The organism is Gordonia sp. UCD-TK1 (genome assembly GCF_001691435.1).
Taxonomy (GTDB): domain Bacteria; phylum Actinomycetota; class Actinomycetes; order Mycobacteriales; family Mycobacteriaceae; genus Gordonia; species Gordonia hongkongensis.
Genome location: NZ_LZMP01000013.1, coordinates 37,657 through 61,663 on the forward strand (window position 1 = coordinate 37,657; position 24,007 = coordinate 61,663).

Annotated in this window: 20 protein-coding genes; 15 read left to right on the plus strand and 5 right to left on the minus strand. The window is 67.8% G+C overall.

Features of this window, described 5'->3' with window-relative positions:
• The first annotated feature begins 358 nt into the window (after positions 1-358).
• From A9310_RS08945 to A9310_RS08960, 4 genes are read left to right on the plus strand one after another with little or no spacing between them, the layout of a single operon-like run.
• Complete coding sequence (locus A9310_RS08945; RefSeq protein WP_058252302.1) at positions 359-859, plus strand: MarR family winged helix-turn-helix transcriptional regulator; 501 nt, start codon at positions 359-361, stop codon at positions 857-859.
• Entirely contained in the window at positions 856-2,559 is a 1,704-nt protein-coding gene (locus tag A9310_RS08950) for an MDR family MFS transporter (protein WP_065630276.1), read from the plus strand. The genes A9310_RS08945 and A9310_RS08950 overlap by 4 nt, the downstream gene beginning before the upstream one ends.
• The gene (locus A9310_RS08955; protein WP_083207318.1) at positions 2,556-3,425 is read left to right on the plus strand and encodes a DUF998 domain-containing protein; all 870 of its coding nucleotides are present in this window, start codon (positions 2,556-2,558) and stop codon (positions 3,423-3,425) included. The genes A9310_RS08950 and A9310_RS08955 overlap by 4 nt, the downstream gene beginning before the upstream one ends.
• 32 nt (positions 3,426-3,457) lie before the next feature.
• Positions 3,458-6,772: a BTAD domain-containing putative transcriptional regulator gene (locus A9310_RS08960; protein WP_065630277.1), complete on the plus strand. Its 3,315-nt coding sequence runs from the start codon at positions 3,458-3,460 to the stop codon at positions 6,770-6,772.
• Here A9310_RS08960 and A9310_RS08965 read toward each other — a convergent pair.
• The 3 genes from A9310_RS08965 to A9310_RS08975 form a co-directional block, all read right to left on the minus strand.
• Positions 6,750-7,439, minus strand: a complete 690-nt coding sequence (locus A9310_RS08965; protein WP_065630278.1) for a hemerythrin domain-containing protein — start codon at positions 7,437-7,439, stop codon at positions 6,750-6,752. The two genes, A9310_RS08960 and A9310_RS08965, sit on opposite strands and share 23 nt — an antisense overlap.
• A 146-nt stretch (positions 7,440-7,585) precedes the next feature.
• Positions 7,586-8,341 carry a dienelactone hydrolase family protein gene (locus A9310_RS08970; protein WP_065630279.1) on the minus strand — a complete coding sequence of 252 codons (756 nt, stop codon included), beginning with the start codon at positions 8,339-8,341 and terminating at the stop codon, positions 7,586-7,588.
• A gap of 33 nt (positions 8,342-8,374) precedes the next feature.
• Positions 8,375-10,744: an ATP-dependent DNA ligase gene (locus tag A9310_RS08975; RefSeq protein WP_065630430.1), complete on the minus strand. Its 2,370-nt coding sequence runs from the start codon at positions 10,742-10,744 to the stop codon at positions 8,375-8,377.
• Between the two features lie 72 nt (positions 10,745-10,816).
• Between A9310_RS08975 and A9310_RS08980 the strand changes: the two genes are divergently transcribed.
• The 3 genes from A9310_RS08980 to A9310_RS08990 all read left to right on the plus strand — a co-directional run bounded on the left by A9310_RS08980 (position 10,817) and on the right by A9310_RS08990 (position 14,595).
• Complete coding sequence (locus A9310_RS08980) at positions 10,817-11,827, plus strand: Ku protein (RefSeq protein WP_065630280.1); 1,011 nt, start codon at positions 10,817-10,819, stop codon at positions 11,825-11,827.
• 71 nt (positions 11,828-11,898) lie between these two features.
• Positions 11,899-13,233 carry an MFS transporter gene (locus A9310_RS08985; RefSeq protein ID WP_065630281.1) on the plus strand — a complete coding sequence of 445 codons (1,335 nt, stop codon included), beginning with the start codon at positions 11,899-11,901 and terminating at the stop codon, positions 13,231-13,233.
• 114 nt (positions 13,234-13,347) lie between these two features.
• On the plus strand, positions 13,348-14,595 hold the full coding sequence (locus A9310_RS08990) for a hypothetical protein (RefSeq protein ID WP_065630282.1): 1,248 nt from the start codon (positions 13,348-13,350) through the stop codon (positions 14,593-14,595).
• 61 nt (positions 14,596-14,656) lie between these two features.
• On the opposite strand, the gene A9310_RS08995 is transcribed toward A9310_RS08990, so the two are convergent.
• Both A9310_RS08995 and A9310_RS09000 read right to left on the minus strand, forming a co-directional pair.
• Positions 14,657-15,568, minus strand: coding sequence for a LysR family transcriptional regulator ArgP (locus tag A9310_RS08995; protein ID WP_058252295.1), 912 nt, complete (start codon positions 15,566-15,568; stop codon positions 14,657-14,659).
• Positions 15,569-15,626: 58 nt separating this feature from the next.
• Entirely contained in the window at positions 15,627-16,688 is a 1,062-nt protein-coding gene (locus A9310_RS09000; protein WP_065630431.1) for an ABC transporter permease, read from the minus strand.
• 93 nt (positions 16,689-16,781) lie between these two features.
• Here A9310_RS09000 and A9310_RS09005 point away from each other — a divergent pair, with 93 nt between their 5' ends.
• The 8 genes from A9310_RS09005 (at position 16,782) to A9310_RS09040 (ending at position 23,991) form a co-directional block, all read left to right on the plus strand.
• Positions 16,782-17,405 carry a TetR/AcrR family transcriptional regulator gene (locus A9310_RS09005; RefSeq protein WP_065630283.1) on the plus strand — a complete coding sequence of 208 codons (624 nt, stop codon included), beginning with the start codon at positions 16,782-16,784 and terminating at the stop codon, positions 17,403-17,405.
• A gap of 69 nt (positions 17,406-17,474) precedes the next feature.
• A complete protein-coding gene (locus tag A9310_RS09010) occupies positions 17,475-18,101 on the plus strand; it encodes a LysE/ArgO family amino acid transporter (protein WP_065630284.1) in 627 nt (208 codons plus the stop codon).
• 208 nt (positions 18,102-18,309) lie between these two features.
• Positions 18,310-19,176 carry a YhjD/YihY/BrkB family envelope integrity protein gene (locus A9310_RS09015; RefSeq protein ID WP_065630285.1) on the plus strand — a complete coding sequence of 289 codons (867 nt, stop codon included), beginning with the start codon at positions 18,310-18,312 and terminating at the stop codon, positions 19,174-19,176.
• Positions 19,160-19,903, plus strand: a complete 744-nt coding sequence (locus A9310_RS09020) for a CDP-alcohol phosphatidyltransferase family protein (protein WP_065630286.1) — start codon at positions 19,160-19,162, stop codon at positions 19,901-19,903. The genes A9310_RS09015 and A9310_RS09020 overlap by 17 nt, the downstream gene beginning before the upstream one ends.
• A 98-nt stretch (positions 19,904-20,001) precedes the next feature.
• On the plus strand, positions 20,002-20,568 hold the full coding sequence (idi, locus tag A9310_RS09025; protein ID WP_065630287.1) for an isopentenyl-diphosphate Delta-isomerase: 567 nt from the start codon (positions 20,002-20,004) through the stop codon (positions 20,566-20,568).
• A gap of 47 nt (positions 20,569-20,615) precedes the next feature.
• Positions 20,616-21,554 carry a squalene/phytoene synthase family protein gene (locus tag A9310_RS09030; protein ID WP_065630288.1) on the plus strand — a complete coding sequence of 313 codons (939 nt, stop codon included), beginning with the start codon at positions 20,616-20,618 and terminating at the stop codon, positions 21,552-21,554.
• Complete coding sequence (crtI, locus tag A9310_RS09035) at positions 21,551-23,155, plus strand: phytoene desaturase family protein (RefSeq protein WP_065630289.1); 1,605 nt, start codon at positions 21,551-21,553, stop codon at positions 23,153-23,155. Before A9310_RS09030 ends, crtI begins: the two co-directional genes overlap by 4 nt.
• A 386-nt stretch (positions 23,156-23,541) precedes the next feature.
• Positions 23,542-23,991: a nitroreductase/quinone reductase family protein gene (locus A9310_RS09040; protein WP_065630432.1), complete on the plus strand. Its 450-nt coding sequence runs from the start codon at positions 23,542-23,544 to the stop codon at positions 23,989-23,991.
• Positions 23,992-24,007 lie beyond the last annotated feature (16 nt).

Genomic DNA, 24,007 nt, shown 5'->3' on the forward strand with positions numbered 1-24,007 from the left:
AAGAGCTCCTGTCACGGTTCCTGACTCCCACGAGGCTAACCGCAGGCAGGGTCCGACGACGCATCGCCTCAGGGCCGCGAGGTGCAACGCACTCCCATGACGTCGGTGTGGTTCAGCCCGCTCGGGTGCCGGCTCCCCTGTAACGCACAGCGGCCGGCGAGCGACATCGATGATGAGTCGCCGACCTGTCAACCCCCGACCTGGCAGGTCGGCGACCGTCTTTTGTCTCCGTCGATGCAAGACTTCGGCGCTGTTTGCATTCTCCCGAGTTCGCGCGCACACTGGCGAGCGGTGTTAGTTGCGCTCTGCAACTAATTGCAAAGGGCAAGTAAAACTTCTCGGGTAGGCGGTGAGGACAGTGCTCGATCAACACGCGATCGACGACCTCTTCGAGACCCTTCTGCGCTTCGTCCGCATCCGCGAACGGGCGGTCCACACGACGTTCCGTACGCGTGAGGGCGAGTTCGAGGCCGCGGCGTTCAAGGCACTCTTCCCGCTCGCGCGACGGTCGATGCGATCGCGGGACCTCGCCGAGACGATGAATGCCGACCCGTCGACGGTGAGTCGGCACGTGGCTCAGCTCGTGGAGCACGGCCTGATCCGCCGCGAGGCGGACCCGGACGACGGGCGCGCCACCATGCTCGTCATCACCGCCGCCGGACGGGATCGCGTCGTGGCCATGCGCGAGATGCGTCGCGCCGCCATGGCCGATGTCATGGCCGACTGGACCGACGACGAACTCCACACCCTCGTGACACTTCTCGGGCGGTTCGTCGATGCCGCCGACGCAGCCCTGCACCCGGCGTGCCCGGACCGCAGCCCGGACACAGATGCGAATGACCCGAAAGGACGACAGTGACAGACTCTTCGGCCGCCGACACGGTGAACCACGACGAGGAGGTCGCCGGCGCCGGACTGACCCATCGTCAGATCCTGACCATCCTGGCCGGACTCATGCTGGGCATGTTCCTCGCCGCTCTCGACCAGACCATCGTGTCGACGGCGATCCGGACCATCGCCGACGATCTGCAAGGGTATGACCTGCAGGCCTGGGTGACCACGGCCTACCTCGTCACCGCGACGATCGTGACCCCCTTGTACGGCAAGCTGTCCGATCTCCACGGCCGGAAACCGTTCTTCCTGCTGGCGATCTCGATCTTCATCGTCGGTTCGCTGCTGTGCACGATCGCGTCGTCGATGTATCAACTCGCCGCGTTCCGCGCCTTCCAGGGGCTCGGCGCGGGCGGCTTGATGACCCTCGCACTGACGACCATCGGCGACATCGTCCCGCCGCGGGAACGCGCCAAATACCAGGGCTACTTCCTCGCCGTGTTCGGCACCTCCAGCGTCCTCGGCCCGGTCCTCGGCGGTCTGTTCGCCGGCCAGGAGACGATCCTCTGGGTGTCCGGTTGGCGTTGGGTGTTCCTGGTCAACGTGCCGATCGGACTCGTCGCGCTGTTCGTGGTCTACAAGGTGCTCAACTACGACCAGCAGAAGGGCGTCGGCGGGCGCACCGACTACTGGGGGGCGACGGCACTCGCCGTCGCCGTGGCTCCGCTGCTCATCGTCGCCGAACAGGGGCGCCAGTGGGGATGGACCTCCGGACTGTCGTTCCTCTGCTACGGGATCGGCGTCGCCGGCATCGCCGCGTTCATCTGGATCGAGCACCGCATGGGCGACGACGCCCTCATCCCGTTGCGCGTGTTCACCAACCGGGTGTTCAGCCAGGGCATCATCATCTCGGTCATCATCGGCGCCGTCATGTTCGGTGGAATCTCGATGCTGCCGCAGTACTTCCAGGTCCTCCGCGGATCGAGCCCCATGATCGCCGGCCTCCAGATGCTGCCGATGGTGCTCGGTCTGATGGCCGGTTCGATCCTGTCGGGCCAGCTGATCTCGCGCACCGGACGCTACAAGATCTTCACGATCATCGGCGCCGTGCTGATCACCGCGGGCACTTTCCTGCTGCACCTGGTGGGCACCGAGACGCCGCTCTACCTGGTCATGCTGATGGCCGCGCTCCTCGGCTTCGGGCTCGGCAACCTGATGCAGCCGATCACCCTGGCGATGCAGAACATCCTGCCGCCCAAGGACATGGGACTCTCCACCGGCACCGCCACCTTCTTCCGTCAGATCGGTGGAACGCTCGGTGTCGCGGTCTTCTTCTCGCTGTTGTTCTCCTTCATGGGGCCGAACATCAAGGACGAGATGGTCGCGGCGGCAGCCCAACCCGAATACCGGGCCGCGGTCGTAGAGGCCTCGCAGAGCAGCGACCCGCAGGTCAGCGCATTCGGGCACTCGCTCATCGCGGCCGCTCAGAATCCCGGCGCCGCAACCGGATCGTCGGACAGCGTCATGAGTGACACCTCGGTCATCGAGAAGCTGCCGGCCGACCTGGCCCAACCCATCAAGGAGGGGTTCGCCGACTCGATGGACCGGGTGTTCCTGGCGGTGTCGATCGTCGCGCTGCTCGCGATCATCGGAACGGTCACCTGGAAGGAACTCCCGCTGCGTCAGGGACGGCCGATCGGCGCACCGGAGTCGTCACCCGCGTCGTGAGGAGATCGCTCGCGGGCATCCTGATCGCCGTTGCGGGCCTGTGCTATTCGTCGTGGGTCCTGGAGTTCGCGTGGGCGGACTCGCTGGACCCGATGCGCACGTTCCTCAGCGAGCTGGACGCCGCGAACCGTCCCCACCGTGACATCTACGTGGTCGGGGACGTGACCACCGGGGTCTGCGCACTCGTCGCGGCACTGCTGTTGCTCGTCCCGGGACCGCCTTTCCCCCGCTGGTTGAGCCGGCACCGAGCGGAGCGAGGCGCCGAGTCGAAGCCACCTGGTGACCTCGACAGGCTCGGCCAGCGGGAGGGGGGCGCGACGTCGGTGTTCCGGGGTTGGACCGCGACCACCGCCGTTCTCGCATTGGCGGTGTTCGGCGCGGCGACCATCGCCGACGCCCTGCTCCCGATCGAGTGCATTCCAGGAGTCGACCCCGGGTGCCCGCGCGAACCGAGCGGACTGCTCCCGCAACTGCATCACATCCACGCGCTCACCAGTACGGTCGCGGTGTTCGCCACCTTCACCGTCATGGTCGCCGCCGGCGTCTCGGCGGTACGCACCACACCGGACGGTCCCGTATGGCCGGTCCTCCGGTGGGTCGGGAACGCGGTGCTCGTCATCGTCGCGCTCGCCACGGTCTGGATGCTGTTGGCGGACAACCTGGTCGGCGACTACCGGCTCGGACTCGCCCAGCGCATCCAGGTCGGCGGCATGAGTGTGTGGATGGCGCTCTGGGGGTGGGCCGTGGTCGGTTCGCGGGGCGGGGATCGGACCCCGGAGGCGGAACACGTCGACGTTCCGCCGGGTGGGTTTACCGGCAAGGAGTCGGGCGCCGCGAACGGCACGCGAGACCAGCAGCAGCGATAGTCTGACGTCGACGACGAGAGGATCGGGTGGGTATGGGGGTTCGGGATGGGCGTCCGGCCGATGGTGCCGGTTCGACGCTCCGGATCTCGGTGCTGGGTCCCATCTCCTGCGAACTCGATTCCGAGGTGGTCGACCTGGGCCCGCGCCGGCAACGGGCGGTCTTGGCCCGCTTGGTGGCCGGCCGCGGTCGGGTGGTGTCCACGGATCGGTTGATCGACGATCTGTGGAACGGGGAACCACCGCCGAAGGCACTGGCAGGCCTCCAGGTGCAGGTGTCCAATCTGCGACGCGTCATCGAACCGTCTCGCCCGCCCCGCGCTCCGGCGACCGTGCTCGTCAGTGAGCAACCGGGTTATGCGTTACGGCTACCCCGTCCGAGCGTCGACGTCTGGGAATTCGAGGCCGTCGTCACCGTCGGCGGCGACGCGGACGATCCCGCCTCGAGGCTCCGCGAGCTGGATGGCGCGCTGCGGATGTGGCGCGGCGATCCCTACGGCGCCTGTTCGGGTGAGAGCTGGGCACAGCCCGAAGTCGCCCGACTCCACGATGTACGCCGGTCGGCGATCGAGCAGTGGGCCTCACTGGCGGTCGACCACGGACGCGCGGCGGAGGTGGCGCAGGTGCTGGCTGCGGAGTGCGACGACCAACCGGCCCGCGAAGAGTACTTCCGATTGCTCGCGCTGGCGCAGTACCGACTGGGGCGGCAGGCAGACGCCCTGGCGACGCTGCGTCGGCTGCGGTCGTACCTCGCCGACGAACTCGGAGTGGATCCCGGGCCGCCGATCCAAGTGCTCGAACGCGACATCCTGCAGCAGGCGCCCACCCTGGCGGCGCCGGTCGCACCGCCGGTGCCGGAGACGCCGAAACCGCCGAGCGTGTCGCCCGTCACCGCGTCGGCGGGTCGTCGCGAACCCGCCGGACGGGAGAACGAACTCGCGACACTGCTCGGGCACGCCGAGACCGCGAGCGCGACCGGTCTGCGCGTCGTGTGGGTGAGCGCGGAGGCCGGCGGCGGCAAGAGCACGTTCGCGGATTCACTCGTCGACCGTCTGGGCGCCGCCGGCTGGGCCGGGGCGATTGGACACTGCCCCGAGGTCGACGGTGCCCCGACCGCCTGGGCGTGGCGAGAGATCCTGCAGCAGGCGAACTTTCGCGGTGATCTGACGTCGGGCGAGGAATTGGACAATTCGTTCGACATCGCCCGGCGGGTGATGGAAGCCTGCGGTTCGCACTCCGACGCACCGGGGACGGTCCTCGTGCTCGACGACGCACACCGCGCCGATGGCGCCACGCTGCAGGTCCTTCGGCAACTGGTGACCTGGATGGCCCGGTCTCCGGTGCTCGTGGTGATCACCTACCGGGCATCGGAAGCCGGTGTGGACCTGCTCGCGACCACGGCATCTCTCGCCGCGGTGACCGCCGAACACATCGAGCTGAAGGGTCTGTCGGACAACGGTATCCGGGAGCTCGCGGCGTCGGTGGGACTGGAATCCGTGGACACCCCGCTGCTCGAGCTGTTGCGCACGAGGACCGACGGCAACCCGCTCTTCGTGCGTGAGCTGGCCAAGCTCGTCGCCTCCCGCGGATTCGCGGCGGCTGCCGCCGCGATCCCCCGTGGCGTCACCAGCGTGCTGATGCAGCGGATCGAACGGCTACCTGCCGAAGTCGCGACCGTCTTGCGCCTGGCCGCGCTCTTCGGGCGCCGTGCGCCGATCGATGGCGTACTCACCCTGTGGAACAGGAATCCCGACGCCACCGCCGAGGAACTCGTGCTCGACGCGATCGACACGGCCGTCGCCGCCGGATTGCTGACCGCAGACATCGAAGCGGTGCACTTCAACCACGTTCTCGTGCGCGACGCCGTGTACGACAGCATCCCCGCGCTGCGGAAGCGGCGATCGCACTGGCAGATCGTGCTGTATCTCGAGCAGACCCCAGGCGTCGATCCGGACGAGCTGGCACACCACGCGGCTCTCGGCGCCGTCCCCGACACGGTCGAACGCGCCCTCGAGCTGGTGATCGTCGCTGCCGTCGCGAGGTTCGGCACCGAATTCAAGGCGGACTCGGCAGACCTGTGGCGGTCCGCCGTGCGTCTGCATGAGATGGCCGGACATGCCGCGGCGACCGCCGACGCGGCCGATCGGTCCGCGTTCGTCGTGGCGTTGACCCACCTGGTGACGGCCCTGGCGTTCCGCGGCGACGACACCGGTGAGGCCCGCGCGCGCCGTGGTCAGGCGATCGCGACAGCCCGAGAACTGGGTGACGACGATCTGGTCATGGCCGCGTTGACATGTTGGCGGGCGCCGGTGATCTGGACGACACGCCGTCAGCGGATCGCCGACACGGAGTTGATCGCCGCGATGACGGACGCGCTGGGTCGCGCCACCGGTGAGGACCGGGTCTACCTGTTGGTGTCGCTGGTCTTCGAACTCGAGGGCATCGACGACCTCCGGGCCATCGAACTGGCCGCCCAGGCCGTGGAGGCCGCGAACGGGCGCGAGGACCCCGAAGTTCGTTGCGCGGCATGGAATGCGCGTGTGTACACCGCCCTCGGGCCGGACCTCAGCGCAGAACTGCCGGTGTTCACCGACGAATTCGACCGAGTGGCAGACGAGTCGGGAGTGCTGGCCTACCAGGCGGCCGCACACTTCTTCTCGTTCCTGGCGCGGGCCGCACGGGTCGACCTGCCCGGCGCCGTCGCGCGAGCGCAACAAGGTCTACGGTCGGCCTCCAGCGGGCGCGCGGGCGAACTCGTCGTCGTCTTGTCGGCGTTCTCGGCGGTTCTAGAGGTGCTCGGTGGCGACATCGACCAGGCAGAGCGCGAGTACCGCGACCTCACCGCGCGACTGCATGCGGCGGGCGCGATCAACTCGGCGGAGATCGGTCTGGTCGGCGAGATGGTGGTCGGGTGGTTCCGTGGTTCGCTCGCACATCTCACCGAACCCCTCGCCGCGATCAACAATGTTGCCCCGCAGATGATCTCCTGGGTGTACGTGGTCGCGCTGCTGGACGCCGGTCATGTCGAGCAGGCGCGCCACGTCGCCCGCACCGCGCCTCCGATCAGCCGCGACTTCTACTGGACCGCGATGTCGGTCTTCCACGCCCGCGCCCTCGTCCGGCTCGAGATGACCGAGGCCGCGGCCGTGCTCTACGACGAACTGCGGCGTTGGTCGGGCACGATTGCCGGCCTGAACTCGGGATCTGTCGCATTCGGTCCGATGGACGCGGTGCTCGCCGAGCTCGCCGACTTCCTCGGTGACACGGCCGCCGCGACCGCCCACCGTCGAATGGCCGTAGAGGTGCAGAACACAGTGCGAGCCGGCCTCACCGAACTGGGCCGGCGATGATGGCCTCGCGCTTGTCGAAGCTGCGAACGAGCAGTGTGAGCACGGCCCGGATGACCGGTCCCGCCTCGCGCTTCATCTTCGCCAGCTCGTGCTCATCTGCGTGCCGCATCATCCTCGGCGCCTCGAACCGCATGCTCGCGCCGCTTCGGGCAGCCTTCTCCACTCGGTCCCAATCGGCCACGCTCACATAACGATCGACGATCGGGAACACGACCTTTTCTTCGTCGGTGATGTGCTCACCGAGTAGCTGGTGAACGTCGCCGAGGGTCGCGGCGAGCTCGTTCGCTGCGTCGCGGTGATCGGCTTTCGCGGATGTGAAGGCTGCTGTGCGAGCCTGCAGTGTCGCGAGCAGCGCATCGAGCTGGGTGTGATCATCTTGCAGATCGTGGACGTCGACGGCCGCACCGGCGGATGCGGTGAGGATCGGCCACACCACCTCGTCCTCGATGGTGTGGTGATGATCGATGGACGCGCACAACTGGTCGAGATAGTCGCCGATGGCTCGGCGGCGGCGATCATCACACGGTTCACCACCGGCGATGCGGCCGAGGATGTCGGCGAAGCGCCGCGTGTCGTCGAGCATGCCGCGGTGGGCGAGCTTCATGCCGGTGAGATCGGGGGTCGTCAGCGCGGTGGCATCGGTGCGGGCGGAAGGGCGGCTGGTCAAGGGTTTCTCCTGAAGGCTGGTGGTGGCTGATTGCGGCCACTGTGCGCCTCTCGACTTACACGCGACTTGTAGTCGCCTTGCGGGGCCCGCGGTACCTGTTCGACGATCGCACGATCGGACTCACCGGGGGTCGGAGCGGACCCACCTCACCCCGACAACGTCCGCTGAAAGAGAGTCTCGAGTTCGGCGAAATGATGTTCGCAGGCCTCGTGGTGATAGGCCGCCAGATCGGACATCGTGTACCCGTGCGGCGCACCGGGATAGACGGTCGCCGAGTGCGCCACGCCTCCACCGGTCAACGCGTGCTCGAATTGCGCGACCGCCATCGCGGGCAGTGATGAATCCTTGTCGGCGTGGATGGCGAGGACGAACGCGTCGATGCCGACGAGATGCAGGTGCGGACTGCCGTGGTCGTCGGTCACCAGGCCGCCGGTGTGGAACATGCCGACCGCGGCGACGTCGTCGGGGCGGGCGGCGGCGATGTTCAGCGCGAGCCGGCCGCCCATGCAGTAGCCCGTGACACCGACACGTCCGGGAGCGACGCCCGGGAGGGACTGCAGCGCGTCGAGGTAGGCGACGAGATCGGGACGTACCGCGTCGGGCGTGAGGGTCCGTGCCCGCGGCATCGCGGATCGGAAGAACGCGGCCCGCGCCTCGGGCAGGAGCAGATCCTCGGTGGGCGCCCACTCGACGGCCGATCCGAACCGATGAAACAGGTGCGGCACCAGCACGACGTAACCCCAGGACGCGATGCGGTCGGCCATGGCCTCGATGCGAGGTCGTAGGCCGATCACATCGGTGAGGAACAGGACTCCCGGAGACGTCCCGGATGAATCGGGCCGCGCCACATAGGCTTCGGTCTCTCCGTCGGCCGCCGAGATGGTGATCGTCTCACCCGTCATGTCCACGCTCCTCTGCTCGGTTCACGTCCCGGGTCACAGATCGCCGGGCAGTTTGTCCCTCCGGATCCCCCGCCAGCTGGGATGCCGTAGATGCCCGGCCGTCGTCCAGTCCATGAACCGGACCTCGCCGACGATCTTCGGCAGGACCCACACCGCGCTGGACTCGACGGGCCGGTCGAGTTTGTCCAGGAAGGGCGACCGCGAGATTTCCAACGGTCCGAGTTCCTCTGCAAGCGAACGCAACTGTGCGTCGGTGAATCCCGTTCCCACGCGACCGACGTAGCGGAGTCCGGTCTCCTCGGGCAGGCCGATGAGCAGGGATCCGATGGTGTGCGCGCGGTTACCGCGGCCCGGCCGATATCCGCCGACGACGACCTCGATGTCGCTCCAGTTCTTGTGTTTCAGCCAGGTCGTCGACCGACGTCCCTGCTGATACACCGAGTTGCGGCGCTTGGCGACAACGCCTTCGAGATTGTGCTCACGGCTGTACTCGACGGCGGCCGATCCCGGGCCCGGGAGCAGCGGCGGCACTTCGACGAAGGCGGAGTTGCGGAACGCGGGCGCCAGCTCCTCGAGGAGTTCGCGCCGAGTCGACCACGGCTTGCGCAACAACGACGAGCCGTTCAGGAACAGGATGTCGAACAGGTGTAGCCGCAACGAATACGGCTCGTCGGTGTGCCGACGCGAGGTCAGCAGCGTGAAATTGGTGCGGCCCGACGAGTCGATCGCGACGACCTCGCCGTCGAGCACCACGTCCATGAGGCCGAGATCGTCTGCGAGGCCGGCGAGTTCGGGGAAGTCGGCGGTCATGTCGATACCCGATCGGGAGGTGAGCCGGAACTCGCCGCCGACCGAACGGATGAGGAGCCGATATCCGTCCCATTTGCCCTCGAACGCCCAGTCTCGACCGTTGAGTCCGTCGATCGACTCGTCGGTCGCGAGCATCGGGCGCGGGTCGGTGAGGCTGTCGGGGACGATCGGACGCGGTTCGTCGCTCATCAGGTGGGCGAGCCAGTTCTTCTCACCGGTCCGGATCAAGGCGTACCGTCCCTGCACGCGCTCGCCGTGGAGGCGGACGATGACCTCTTTGTCCCGCCACTTCTCGAGCTCGAATGTGCCCCTGTCCCAAATGGACACGTGACCGCCGCCGTATTCGCCCGCCGGGATGTCGCCCTCGAAGTCGGCGTAATCCATCGGGTGGTCCTCGGTCTGCACCGCGAGCCGGTTCTGGTCGGGGTCGGTGGGCAGGTTCTTCGGTACGGCCCACGACACCAGGACCCCGTCGTGTTCCAGCCGGAAGTCGTAGTGCAACCGACGGGCGTGGTGCTCCTGGATCACGAAGATCGGTGCCCTCTCGGTCTGCGTGTCCGAGGAATCAGGTTCTGCAGCAGAGCTCTCGGCTTCGATGCGCTGTCGATGCGCTTCATCGCCGAAGGGTTCGGGTGTCTTCGACTGGTCGCGCTTGCGCCGGTACTCCTTCAGGTTGATGACCTGTCCCGCCGCGGGCTCGACGACGGCTTCCGGCTCGTCGTCGTAGGGATCGTCCAGACCGTCGAGGAGATCGCCGAACTCCTCGACGCGCTCCAGCACCTCGGTGTAGAGCAGTTGGGAGAGTCCGGGGTCCTCCATCTCCTCCCAGGTGCGCGGCGCGGCCACCCACGGCTGCTCGCGTCCGCGCATCGAGTACGGCGCGAGAGTGGTCTTGGCAGCGGTGTTCTGGCTCCAGTCGATGAAGACCTTGTCGTCGCGCAGCGATTTCGACATCTTGGCGGTGATGAAATCACTGTGCTGACGGGCGAACTCGTTGGCGACCTCCTGCGCCACCTTGCGCGCCGCATCCGACGTCACGGGCTTCGGGAGCCGCGCGTAGAGGTGGATGCCCTTGCCGCCGCTGGTCACCGGGTACGTCGTCGCCCCGCCGAGCCAGTTGCGGATCTCGCACGCCACCTCCGCGGTCCGGTGCAGCGGCACCCGTGGCCCGGGATCGAGGTCGAAGACGATGCGGTTGGCCATGGGTGCGCCGTCGGGTCCCATGGGAAGCCGCCACTGCGGCGTGTGGATCTCGAGCACGGCCATCTGCGCGAGCCAGACCAGCGTGGCGCGATCGTCGGCCATCGCATAGGAGATGACCCGCTCGCTGTGCTGGATGCCGTGGCGTCGAATCCAGTCAGGTGCGCTCTCGGGAACGTTCTTCTCGAAGAACGGGGTCGACTCGACGCCGTTGGGCCACCGCTTACGGGTGATGAGGCGGTTGCGTACGTGCGGGAGGAGGACATCGGCGATCCGCGAGTAGTAGTCGATGATCTCGAACTTCCGCGTCCCCGTCGCCGGATAGAGCACCTTCGAGAGATTGGTGATCGAGATCCGCCGACCGTCGACCTCCAGTGTCTCGCCGCCTGCCATGCGTCCCATTGTCCACAACGCCGGTCAGAACGTCGCGCAGCTTGCCGCCATCCGGCCCGGATCCCTGGCAGAATGGCCCTCATGCGCTCGATCTGGAAGGGCGACCTCAGCTTTGGCCTGGTCAACGTGCCGGTCAAGGTCTATTCCGCGACCGAGAGTCACGACCGGAAGTCGTATCAGGTCGACTCGTCGGACGGAACCCGCATCCGTTATCGCCGCGTGCGCGAGGGCACCGACACCGAAGTCGACTACGGCGACATCGCCAACGCCTACGAATCCGAGTCCGGCGAGACCGTGATCCTCACCAAAGAAGACCTCGCCTCGCTGCCGGTGCAGAAGAGTCCCGAGATCTCGATCCTGGAGTTCGTACCCGCCGAGCAGGTCGATCCGATCTACTTCGACAAGCCCTACTACCTCGAACCGTCGTCGAAGTCGCCGAAGGCCTACGTCCTGCTGGCCAAGGCGCTGGAGGAGACAGACCGACTCGCGATCGCCTCCTTCACCCTGCGCAACCGGACACGCGTGGCCGCGCTGCGCGTCGTCGACGGGGTGATGACGCTGCAGACGCTGCTGTGGCCCGACGAGGTCCGCAAACCCGACTTCGGCTTCCTCGACGACGACACCGAGATCCGCGATCAGGAACTGCAGATGGCGGCCTCGCTGATCGAGTCGATGGCATCGGACTACGACCCCTCCGAGTTCGAGGACACCTATCAGAACGAGCTGACGAAGCTCATCGAGGCGAAGTCCGAGGGTGGCGAGGCGTTCCCCGAATCCGACGACGAGGACAAGGACACCGAGGACTCCGACGTCGCCGATCTGCTCGCCGCGCTGCGCGCGTCGGTGAAGGATCGCGGGGGATCGGATTCGAAGGATTCGGACTCGAAGGACACCGCGGCCAAGAAGGCACCGGCCAAGAAGGCTGCGGCGAGGACGGCCGCGAAGAAGGCGCCGGCCAAGAAGACCGCTTCCAGGTCGACGGCGAAGAAGACCTCCTCGGGCAGCTCGGGGTCCGGCGAGTCCGGGAGCAAGTCCACGGCCAAGAAGGCGCCCGCCAAGAAGTCCTCGCGCAAGGCGAGCTGACCCGCGCCGCCGGACAACGGCGGTCCGAAAAGGGTTGGCACCACGCCCGCGGGTTCGGGCAAGCTCGAAAGGTGACTTCCGCCGCCGACTCCCGACTGCCCCGCGCGCTGCTGCCGTTCGCGCGTCGGCAGTACCGGCTGCTCGCGTCCGGACTGATCCTCGCCATGTTCGCCGATGGCGTGTGGACGATCGCGGTGATCTGGCAGATCATCGCCCTCGGCGGCGGGCCGGGTCAGGTGTCGCTGGCAACTGGCGTGGCGGCGGTGGGGATGCTCGTCTCCACGCTGGCCGGTGGTGTGCTCGCCGACCGTATTTCGCAGCGCCACATCATGATCGGCCTCGAGGTCGCGAAGATGGTCGCGTTCGGTGCCATCGGCCTGGCCTCGATCGCGGGCGTGCTGCAGCTCTGGCACGTGGTGGTGGCGTCCCTGCTGGGCGGCATCACCACCGGGATGTACTACCCGGCCTATTCGGCGCTGCTGCCCGGTGTCGTCGCGCCGTCGGAGTTGCAGGCGGCCAACGGTATCGAGGGCTTCTTCCGCCCCGTGGTGTTCCAGGCGGTCGGGCCGATGGTCGCCGGCGCGGTCATCGGTGCCTGGGCCCCGGGACCCGCGGTGTTGATGGCGGCTGTCGCCGCGATCCTGTCGAGCGTCTGCTATCTCGGGATGGCCCCGGTCACCGCGCGCCGGTTCGGCGAGACGGGCGAGGACGCGCCGGAGGTCGTCGAGGGTGCGGGTGCCCGCCGGATCGTCGGCGACCTGGCCGAGGGGTTCGTCTACATGGCCCGGACCCCGTGGCTGTGGGGGACGCTGCTCTTCGCGTGTGTCCTGGTGCTGGCGACGCTCGGTCCGATCGAGGTGCTCGTACCGTTCGCGTTGCGCGAGCGTGTCGACGGCGGCGCGACACAGCACGCGTGGATTCTCGCCGGGTTCGGACTCGGTGCGGCCGCGGCGTCGCTGGTCTTCGCCTCGATCCCGATGCCGCGCCGGTACCTGACCGTCATGTTCTCGCTGTGGGCGTTCTCCAGCCTGCCGCTGGTACTGATGGGTCTCGCCGATTCGACGTGGATGTTCGTCGCCGCCGGTGTGACCATGGGCATCCTCTTCGACGGTCCGATGGTGCTGTGGGGAACGCTCTTACAGCGTCGGGTGCCGCCGGCACTGTTGGGTCGCATCGCCAGTCTCGACTTCTTCGTATCGGTTGCGCTGATGCCGGTGTCGATGGCGATCGCCGCCCCGGTCTCGTCGGCGATCGGCCTGACCGCCACGTTCGTGCTGGCCGGGTTGCTCCCGGTGCCGATCGCGTGGGCGTTCTACTTCGCGGCCGGCATGTGGCGCGACGAGATCGAGAACCCGCTTGTCGACGAGTCGAATCCGAAGTTGGTCGGCTCCGCCAAGGTCCGTTGACGTGACCTGGAGCACATACTACGGTGACACATCATTCACAGGGCATGACGTGACGTAGCGGAGTGGGCTCGGCGGCTCGGCGCCGGAGCGCAGCCATTGCAGGAGGCGGAGACGATGGCGGTCTGCACGCCGGGTGACGTCCCGTCGATCATCACCGGCTACCTGGGGTTCGAGTGCGAGGGCGCGAATCCGATTGTCACGATCCGGAATCCGGCCGACCTCGAGCACTGGACGCAACCGGTCCTCGAGGTCACAATCATCCTCGGTGCCGTCCTCGCGCTGATCCACGCGATCCGCCGACTGCGTCGCGACGGCGACCCCACCAACCTGACGGTGTGGATCGGATCGTTGGTCTACCTGTTCGTGATCGAGCCGCCGCTGTACTTCCCGAACTGGTTCCACGCCGAAGAAGCGATGGGATTCATGTTCTCCCACAACGTGTTCACGGTCATGTTCATGTACGACCGGCTGCCGTTGTACATTGTCGCGTTCTATCCGGCCGTGAGCCAGGTCGCCTACGAGATCGTGCGGGCGTGGGGCTTCTTCGACGGGTCGAAGCGCTCCGCGCTGCGCGGCTCGCTCGTTCTGGCCCTGGTGTTCCAGACCTTCTACGAGATCTTCGACCAGCTCGGCCCGCAGCTCAAGTGGTGGGCGTGGAACGTCGACGCGCCGTACTATCGCGACACCCTCGCCCAGCTCCGAGCCCAGGGCATCGCCCCCGACGAGCTCGGCAATCCCGCCGCGGCGCCCACACTGGCCGCGGTGCCGTGGGGGAGCGTCTGGCTTTTCGCGACCGTCTCGTTCGCCGTGCTCGTCTACGTCGCGGTGCGCTTGGTGCAGATCCCGACCTCCCACGGACGCGCCCCGCGCGGATGGTCGTTGACATGGCGCGTCGTCGTGTCCGGAGTTCTGGCCGTCGTCAGCATGCCCCTGCTGTCCATTCCGACAGGGCTGTTCGGCCGTGACGAGAACGCGAATCACGACGCGCAGACCGTCGTGTACTGGGTGGAGATGGCCCTGGTGTGGGGGATCGGACTGACACTTCTGTACGTGCAATGGCGACGCATGCGCAGCGACCCGACGCTGGGCGTCGACGACGCTCGCAGCGCTCGGCCCTTCCTCGTCGTGTTCCCGGTCCTGTTCCTCGGGGTGCACCTCGTACTGTGGTGCACCGCGCTGCCCGCCTACCTCGACGCCGAGGACGGAATCACCGCCGACAACACACCGATCGGGAGTCTCCCCTACGTGATCGCCTGCCTCGTGGTCGCTGTGGGCGTTCTCGGCGTCGCGCTCGTTCGGGGCCTGCGCACGGTCGACGACAGCCCGGCGGTCGCGGGAACACCGTCGACCTCAGGCGTGTGACAACGTCCGATTCGTCCACAGCTGGGTCTGCCCGTCGTGGACGGCGACGAGTCGAGCGCGATCAGTGCTGGAGAACCCGCGCGGCGCCGTCGACGACGCTCGTCGTGAGTGTTTGCAGCAGAGGCGAACTCAGCTTCCAGTGCTGCCAGTAGAGCGGGACGTCGATGTGGTGGTCGGCGATGAGGCGGACGCGACCGGTGTCGAGGGCGTCCGCGATCTGGACGACCGGGACGGCGCCCCAGCCGATGCCGAGCGCGACGGCGCGGTGGTATTCGGTCGACGCCGGGATGTAGACCGCGGGCGGGTCGACGGGCCGGCCGGCGAGGGCGGCCGAGATGTTCCGCTGGATGTGATCGTTGCGGTCGAACTGCACCATCGGGGCCCGGGCCAGTGCATCGGCATCGGGCCCGTCGGGTAGCCATGTGTCGATGAATTCCGGTGTGGCGACCGGCAGATAGCGCATCGTGCCGAGCGACTGCAGCGCACACCCGCGGATCGCCAGTGGTTCCGAGGTCACCGCGGCGAGCACGTCGCCGGTGCGGAGCAGGGTGCTGCTGCGGGTTTCGTCGTCTCGGAAGACCTCGACCGCCACCGCGTGCTCCCGGTGGAATCGCGCGAGCACGGGCAGTAACCAGGTCGCGAGCGAGTCGGCGTTCGTCGCGACCGGGAGATGGACACGGGGACGTTCGACCAGCGGCAGATCGTCGTCGTCGGGCGCGCCCACGAACTCGGCGCGGGTCTCGGCCAGCAGTAATTCCCACTGTTTGGCCAACCGGACCAGCACCTCGCCATCGGGTGTGGCCGTCGCCGGCTTGGTCCGCCGGAGGAGTACCCGCCCGGCGGCGGACTCCAGCGCCTTGATCCGCTGGCTCACCGCCGACGGGGTGATGTGCAGGGCGGTGGCCGCGGCGTCGAAGGTGCCCTCGCGCAGGACCGCGGCCAGCGTGCGCAGGCCTTCCTGACTGATGTCCACGAGCCGAGGTTAGTGGTGTGTCCCGCCGGACCGCCGAGACACACCACCGCCGGCCGGATCAGGCGGGGACGGTGTCGCCCGCGGAGTCGGCCCGCCGTCCGCGCACCATGCCGAGTGTGAGGAGCGCGGCGCCGACGGCAATCCAGCCGAGGAGAACGGCGACCTGTCCGGTGATGCTCGCCGCCGGGAAATACGCGACCGAACGGAGCAGCGTGCCGCCGGCGCCGGGCGGCAACCACTGGCCGATCGTTCCCCACGGCGCGGGCAACAGGTACGGCGACGATGCCAGCCCCGACAGCGGGTTGGAGATCAGCACCATCACCAGTGCGGACACCCCGACCCCGGCGGGGCCGAGCAGGCTGCCCGCACCAACCGTGAACCAGGTGATCGCTCCGATCATCAGGGCTGCGGCGAGTCCGACGGGGCCGATACCGCCGTCGATGACGCCCAACCATGACCACGTCGCCGCGAAACCGAACCCGGCCACGAGCGGCCCCAGGACCGCCAGCGTCGCCTGCATGGCGGCTCGGCCGCGCAACCCGATCGCGGCCGCCCCGCCGAGCGCCATGCCGGCGATCAGCAACGGCAACAGTCCGGCGGCGAAACCCGTTCCGCGGGCATCTGTCTCGGGAGTGGGGACCACGGATTCGACGGCGACCGGTACACGCTGGGCGGTGGCGATGCCGTTCCCGACCCCGGCGACGACCTGCGCCAGCACCGGCGAACCCGCCTCCGCGGTCAGCACCGTGACCCCGCCGGGCCCGACCGCGATCGCGCCGACCAGGTCGCGCCGTTCGATGGCGGCACGCGCGTCCTCGGTGTCGGCGAATCGTTCGACGGCGAAGGCGTCTTCACCGGCCCGGTCGGCGAGCGCCGTCTCGATCGCCTGTGCCGCGGGCGGTGGTGCGACGAGACCCAGTGGGGCTTGATGCGGCTCGGGATCGACGGCCAGTGACACGAACATCGCGGCGATCGCGATCACGAACGTCGGGATCAGCAGCGCCATCACCGCCACGAGGCGCCAACTGGGTGCACGCCCGGTCGGGGGCGCACCGTCGGCCTCCGCGGTCGCAACGGGCGCCCGATCGCGCGAATCTGTCGAGTGCAGTTCAGTGCTCATGACCACTCCTAAAAAGAACGAATCTTCGTTTTTCTGAGTATGCGCGGAGGGCCGCGAGGAATCAAGAACGAATATTCGTTTTAGACTGTCGGCATGCCCAAGATCAGCGACGAACGCAAGCTCGAACGAAGTCGGCAGATCCTCGCCGCCGCTCGCCGATGCTTCGTCGACAAGGGGTTCCACCGCGCGACGATGTCTGACGTGATCCGGGAATCCGGGCTCAGTGCGGGTGCCGTCTACTCGTACTACTCGTCGAAAGAGGAACTGATCGCCGCCGTGGCGCGGTCGATCTTCGCCGCCTACGAGTCGGGGATCAGCAGCTTCGACGACCCGGTAGAGCAACCCCCGTCGCCTGAGGCGGTTGTACGCGCACTGGCCGAACGGGTCCTGCTGGAGATCGCGCCGATGACCGACGGCTTCCGGATGGTCCTGACGGTATGGGGTGAGGCCGCCAACAACCCGGAGCTGCGCGAGACCGTGCGCGACATCATCCGTGGACTGCGGGGGGTCTTCGAACGCGTGCTGACGGCCTGGCGGGCCGCGGGCCACGAATTGCCCGCGGAGCCTGCGGTGCTCGCGCAGGTGATGGTCTCGGCGATGCAGGGGGTGGTCGTTCAGCAGGGCCTGGTCGGTGACCTTGATGTCACCGACTACATCGAGGCCTTGTGCGCGGTTCTACGTGGCATCGGACTGGGCGACGAAATGTCCCCAATCTGAAGTTCAACTGTTCATTCGTGAAAAAGTTTCGCTGTACTGACCGGGGCGTGTCGCCCTAGCGTCGTCCCGGTGATCGCCTACCTCGTACCGACACTTGCCGGGCTCCTCACCGGCGCCGGTCTGATCATCGCCATCGGACCCCAGAACGTCTTCGTGCTGCGTCAGGGCGTCGCCCGCAGGCACACCGGTCAGATCGTCGCGGTCTGCGCGCTCTCCGACGTCGTTCTCATCGTGGCAGGGGTTGCCGGCCTCGGCGCGCTCGTCGCCGCGCATCCGGAGGTGGTGACGTTCGCGAAGGCGGCCGGCGGACTGTATGTCGGGGCGTTGGGCGTCATGGCCGCCAGACGCTGTGTGCGCAGTGACGAGGCCATCGCAGCCGCCACCGACGAGAGCGGGGCCGAGTCCACCGGCCGCTGGGTGGCGGTGGGTACGGCCCTGGCTCTGACCTGGCTCAACCCGCACGTCTACCTCGACACGGTCATCACCATGGGTGCCATCGCCAACGGTCACGGAAACGGCAAGTGGGCGTTCGCCTTCGGTGCCTGCATCGCGAGTGTCCTGTGGTTCACCGCGCTCGGCGGCGGTGCTCGGAGACTGTCCGGGTTCTTCGCGAGTCCGCGGGCGTGGAAGATGCTCGACGCGGTGGTCGCGGTCATCATGCTGGGGATGGCGATCGCGCTGTTCGCGTCGATCTGACACGCATTCCGAGCATGTGCGGGGCGCTCGTCGGTGACCGGTGTCGTCACCCGGGATCCCCCCGCAGCCGGACAGATGCAGGACCGCGGTGGATGCGACAAGGTGATCACGCTGGAGTCACCGAGGACTCAGATCGGACACTGCTGCGGCGCGAGAGGGGTGTTTCGGGTATCCCGGAGGGGTGACACCGCGCCGATCGGCCCCGACGGTGACTCGCGACACCACGATCCGCGAGCAGACGACGACGTTCGACGTGCGTGCGTTGGTGACCGATGTGCGCCGGGTACTTGGCCGGGGCGACCTGGCCGCGGCTGCTGCCACCCTCACCTACTTCGCGGCGATCGCCGTCGTGCCGTGGGCGTTGCTGGGGATCTGGTCGACGACCTGGCTCCGCGGCCCGTCCGCCGAGGAGTCCCTGACGGAGCTGCGCGTTCTCATCCCACCGGCCATGGGCGGCCGCGGCGTGTTCGACGAGGCCGTCGCGGTCGGCACCGGACTGACGCTGATGGGCGCACTGGTGTTGCTGTTCCCGGCGTCGTTCTACGGCGAGGGTCTTCGCCGCGCGTGTATGACGTTGTACCCGCGCGAGGACCGGTTCACGGGATGGCGGTCTCGGATCTGGGTGCTGGGCTTGGTGGTCGTCGTGCCGCCACTGGCGTATGTGGTCGTCGGCGTCGCGGGCACACTCACGACGTTTGCTCCCGAGGGAGGCGGAACGGGTGGTTTCGCCGACCTCGCGGTCCGGATCGTGGTCGAGTTCATCGTCGTGTGGATGCTGGTCACGGTGGCCCTGACCTGGGTGTACTGGAAGGTGACGCCCGGTGAGCCGTCGTTGGGGGTGGCGGCGGTCAGTGCTCTCGGCACCGCGTCGTTCATCGCCGGATTCACCCAGGGCTTCCTGCTGTTCCTGTCCCTGCCGATCGATGTCGGGATCCCGTACGGCGGTCTCCGGGTGATCGGCGGGGTGGTGGCGGTCGGTCTGTGGCTGTACGTCGCTCACGTCATCGTCATCATCGGATGGGCGTTCGGGCAGGCGATCGAGAAGCAGAGGAGGGGACGTGTCCGCGGAACCTGAGCGAGCGGGCCGGAGCCTCACGGCGGCGTCGGGTGCGCAGAGGACGACGAGCGCCCGGGACGAGGCACTCGACTCGTGGTCGAAGCTCCACGGAGGGCTCGATCCGCGCGCGAGTTTCTGGGTCCGGAACTGGGTGCTCGTCAGCCACGCCTGTGCGCGACCGTTGGCCGGACTGGGCCTCACGCCGAACACCGTGACAGCTCTCGGAGTCATCGCCACCGCGATCGCGCTGTGCCTGACCATTCTCGGCGACTGGTGGCCGCTGCTCGCCGCACTCGTCATCGTCCTGGCCGCGCTCCTCGACGGGATCGATGGTGCGATCGCGGCCCAGACCGGAACCGCCTCGCGGTGGGGACGCATCAATGACTCGGTGGCGGACCGGTTCTCGGACGTGATGCTCGTGGGCATCGTGGTGGTCGTGGGTGCACCGCCATGGCTCGGCGCGACGATCGCGGTGCTCACCCTCATCCTCGAGATCACCCGCGCCACGGCCCAGGCGGTGGGCATGAAGGGGCCGGGGACGGTCACCGTGTGGGAGCGGCCGTCGCGGGTGATACTGGCGGTCGTCGCAACTGTGAGTGCGGGTTCGTGGTGGTGCGCGGGACTGAGTTCAGCCGTCGCGTCCGGCCTGGCCCTGTTCATCGCGGCAATCGGGGCGGGCTTGGCGTTGATCGGGACGGTTCAGTTGGGGATCGCGGTGCGGAGGCAGACCCGACGGCTCGGATGACTTCTCGTCGCGGGCGGCTCCCATCCGGATCGCGCTCCGGTGACGAACAATGGTGCGAGGAGCAGCTCGCCCGATCCCGATGCGATGAGGAAATCTCGATGACGAACGACTCGGTGGTTCTCGCCGACGCCGACGGCCGCCCGTGCGGCACCGCCGACCGCGAGGGGGTGCACGGACCGGACACCCCGCTGCACTTCGCCTTTTCGTGCCATCTCGTCGTCGACGGCCGCATCCTCATGACACGCCGGGCGTTGTCCAAGCGCAGCTGGCCCGGGGTGTGGACCAACTCGTTCTGCGGTCATCCGCGCCCCGGCGAGGACGTCGTCGACGCCGTGCATCGGTATGCCCGGCGCGAGCTCGGTATCGAGGTGGCCGATGTTCGTTGCATCCTGCCGGACTTCCGGTACCGGGCGGTCGACGCGAGCGGCATCGTGGAGAACGAGATCTGCCCGGTGTTCGTCGCACGTCCGCTGGGAACACTTCGACCGGATCCCCATGAGGTCGCCGAGCACACCTGGGCCGACGTAGCCGACGTGTGGTCGCTCGTCGCGAACACCCCGTGGGCGGTAAGTCCGTGGTTCGTCGAGCAGGTGCAGCAGCTGCCGTCCGACGATCCCGGTTCGATGTACGACACCCATCCGGTGATGTCCCGGGCGTCGAATTAATGACGTCAGGCAATTGGCGTTCAGTCACCAGGGCGAGGAGCGGTCGGATGATGCACATTCCCGGTCACACTCAAGTGATCCCACCTCACCGGCGATACGACGAGGTCGCAGATGCCTGTGCGGCGATGGTGATCAGGTCGTACTCGAGCTCGTTCGGACTCGCATCGCGTCTGCTCACACCGCGGATTCGGCGCGACGTCCAGAACATCTACGCGCTCGTGCGGGTGGCCGACGAGATCGTCGACGCCCCGCGGCCGGAGCAGGGGCTCGTCGACCGCAGCAATGAACTCGACCAGCTCGAGGAGCAGACCAGCGTCGCGCTCGTCACCGGGTCGAGCAGCAACCTCGTCGTCCACGCCTTCGCGCAGACCGCCCGCCGGGTCGGTATCGATCTCGATCTGGTCGGCCCGTTCTTCGACTCGATGCGCAGCGATCTGACTCAGGTCCAGCACGACTTCGAGTCGCTGGCCACCTACATCTACGGCTCGGCCGAGGTGGTCGGTCTGATGTGCCTGCGGGCGTTCCTCGCCGACGAGCCGAAATCCGCCGCGCAGTACGACCACCTCGCACCGGGTGCCCAACGGCTGGGCGCGGCCTTCCAGAAGATCAACTTCCTCCGCGACTTCGGTGAGGACAGCGACGGGCTGGGGCGGCGCTATCTGGTGGGCCTCGATCCCGACGATCCGGCGGACTCCGCCTGGTCGCTCTGGCTGGACGACATCGACCTCGACCTGACCGCCGCCGCGGCCGCCATTCCGCACCTGCCGGCGAGCAGTCGCGTCGCGGTGTGTACCGCGCACGACCTGTTCGCCGAGCTGACCGCCCGCCTTCGCGAGTCGTCGGCCACCGAAGCCCGCCTTACGCGAGTCCGCGTCCCGAACGCCGGCAAGGCGAAGATCGCCGCGTCCGCCGTTGCCCGGCGTGGCATGCCGCGACCCGCACGTGCCGACGCCGCCGGTCTGAACAGAAGAAAGAGCAACGTATGAGCGAGTCCCGACGCGTCGTCGTCATCGGTGGCGGAGTCGCCGGACTGGCGACCGCCGCCCTCCTCGCCCACGACGGGCACGACGTCGAACTCGTCGAGAAGAACGACGAACTCGGCGGTCGCGCTGGCTCCTGGGACCACGACGGATTCCGCTTCGACACCGGTCCGTCGTGGTGGTTGATGCCGGAGGTGTTCGACCATTTCTTCGAGATGCTCGGGACGTCGACCGCCGAGCAGCTCGATCTCGTCCGCCTCGACCCCGGTTACCGAGTGTTCTTCGACGACAACGGGTCCGACGAGAAGCCGATCGACGTGTTCGGTGACCAGGACCGGAACCGTGCGCTCTTCGACGAGATCGAGCCCGGCGCGGGAGCCGCACTCGACGACTATCTGCGCACCGGCAAGCAGGCGTATGACCTTGCCGTGGAACGGTTTCTGTACACCAGCTTCGACTCGCCACGTGCCTTCCTCGGCCTGCCGGTGTTACGGCATGCGAAAACGCTTGTCACACTGCTGACGACGTCGCTGCAGTCCTACATCGCGGCTCGCTTCACCGACCGCCGGCTCCGCCAGGTCCTCGGGTATCCGGCGGTGTTCCTCGGTTCCTCGCCCGAGCGCACTCCCGCGATGTATCACCTGATGAGCTGGCTCGACCTCGCCGACGGTGTGCGGTACCCCAACGGGGGCTTCACCACTCTGGTCGACGCGCTGGAGCGGGTTGCGCGGGAACGGGGCGTACGCATCTCCACCGGCATGGCCGCGACCGCCATCCTCACGCGGGAACGCGCGGGGAAGCGGTCCACGCCGTCGCGTCGTCGCGCCGAGGTGGCCGGCGTCCGCGTCGAAGGAGCCGACGACGCACCGCGAGATCTGTTCGCGGACATCGTGATCGGTGCGACCGATCTCCACCATCTCGAGACTCGGTTGCTGCCCGAGGAACTGCAGACCTTCCCCGAACGCTACTGGGACCGCGCCACCTCCGGCCCGGGGGCGGTGCTCGCACTCCTCGGCGTACGCGGTGAGGTTCCCGAGTTGGCGCATCACTCCCTGTTCTTCACCGAGGACTGGAAGACCAACTTCGACGCCATCTTCGAGAGTCCCACGCGCGTACCGGACCCGGCGTCGCTCTATGTGTGCAAGCCGTCGGCCACCGACCCGTCGGTCGCGCCGTCGGACTCGGAGAACCTCTTCATCCTGGTGCCCGTCCCGCCCGACCCGGGTCTCGGCCGCGGCGGCGTGGACGGCGGCGGCGACCCCGACATCGAGAAGGTGACCGACCGGGCCATCGCGATGATCGGACAGTGGGCAGGTGTTCCCGACCTCGCCGATCGTGTCGTCGTCCGCCGCACCATCGGCCCCGCGGACTTCGTCGACTCGGTCAACTCGTGGTGTGGCGGAGCCCTCGGCCCGGCGCACACGCTGCGGCAGAGCGCGTTCCTGCGCTCGACGAACCGGTCACGCAAGGTCGACGGCCTCTTCTACGCCGGGTCGAGCACGCGTCCCGGCATCGGCCTGCCGATGTGCCTGATCAGCGCCGAACTCATCCGGAAGAAGCTCCGCGGCGACCGGTCGGTGGGGCCGATGCCGGTCGCGACACGCTGACCTGCGCCGGAAGGTTTCAAACGCAGATCATCCGGGTACGGTCGCGTGACAGGGCTCACAGCGAGCGGCGCGAAAGGTGCCGGTGACATGGAGAAGGCACGGACGAATGCATGGTGGCGCGGCCCGCGATGGACGTGGTCTCGTCAGCACCTCACCCCCGAAGAGCGGCGGAATCTGGAGGCTTCCCGTGTGCCGGTTGCGGTCGTGACCGCGTCGCTGGGTAAGGACATGCGTACAGCTATCGCGACCGGGTCTGATCTGACGCTTCCAGGTCCCACGACTCGCTGATCGCATCGTGGCGATGGTGATTGAAGCAGGTGCTCGATCACCGTACGGTGTACGGGAAAACCGCAGTGCACGAAGTGACGCTCAGAAGCGAGCCGACGATGCCGAAAACCCAGCACACCGCGCCACGCTGGCTCAAGCCGATGAACAAGCTGTTCCTGCTGCTGCAGCGGCTCGGCGGGATGAAGCAGCTACCAGTTCTCGTCGTCGCCGGACGGCGCACCGGCAAGCCGCGACGGACGCCGCTCACCGTGGTCGACCTGAGCGGCGAGCGCTATCTGCTCGAGGGCTTTCCCGGGGCGGACTGGGCACGCAACGTCCGTGCGGCCGAGGGACGTGCCCAGCTGTCGATTGGAGGCACGATGAGCGACGTCCGCCTCGTCGAACTGTCGGCTGACCAGGCCGTTCCGGTGCTACGCGCCTGGCCGGAGCTGGCGGGCACCGACGGCCCGAAGATGATGAAGGACGCGGGAGTCGTCGACGACGTGACCCCGGAAGCCTTTGCTGCCGCGGCGGGCCGATGCGCCGTGTTTCGTATCGATCCGCGCTGACGGCTCCGATGAGCAA

Coding starts and splice junctions, on each gene's coding strand:
- A9310_RS09030 (WP_065630288.1), top strand. CDS start 20,616: ATGATGCACATTCCCGGTCACACTCAAGTGATCCCACCTCACCGGCGA.
- idi (WP_065630287.1), top strand. CDS start 20,002: ATGACGAACGACTCGGTGGTTCTCGCCGACGCCGACGGCCGCCCGTGC.
- A9310_RS09005 (WP_065630283.1), top strand. CDS start 16,782: ATGCCCAAGATCAGCGACGAACGCAAGCTCGAACGAAGTCGGCAGATC.
- A9310_RS08970 (WP_065630279.1), bottom strand. CDS start 8,341: ATGACGGGTGAGACGATCACCATCTCGGCGGCCGACGGAGAGACCGAA.
- A9310_RS08980 (WP_065630280.1), top strand. CDS start 10,817: ATGGCCCTCATGCGCTCGATCTGGAAGGGCGACCTCAGCTTTGGCCTG.
- A9310_RS09000 (WP_065630431.1), bottom strand. CDS start 16,688: ATGAGCACTGAACTGCACTCGACAGATTCGCGCGATCGGGCGCCCGTT.
- A9310_RS09040 (WP_065630432.1), top strand. CDS start 23,542: ATGCCGAAAACCCAGCACACCGCGCCACGCTGGCTCAAGCCGATGAAC.
- A9310_RS08960 (WP_065630277.1), top strand. CDS start 3,458: ATGGGGGTTCGGGATGGGCGTCCGGCCGATGGTGCCGGTTCGACGCTC.
- A9310_RS08990 (WP_065630282.1), top strand. CDS start 13,348: ATGGCGGTCTGCACGCCGGGTGACGTCCCGTCGATCATCACCGGCTAC.
- A9310_RS08975 (WP_065630430.1), bottom strand. CDS start 10,744: ATGGCAGGCGGCGAGACACTGGAGGTCGACGGTCGGCGGATCTCGATC.
- crtI (WP_065630289.1), top strand. CDS start 21,551: ATGAGCGAGTCCCGACGCGTCGTCGTCATCGGTGGCGGAGTCGCCGGA.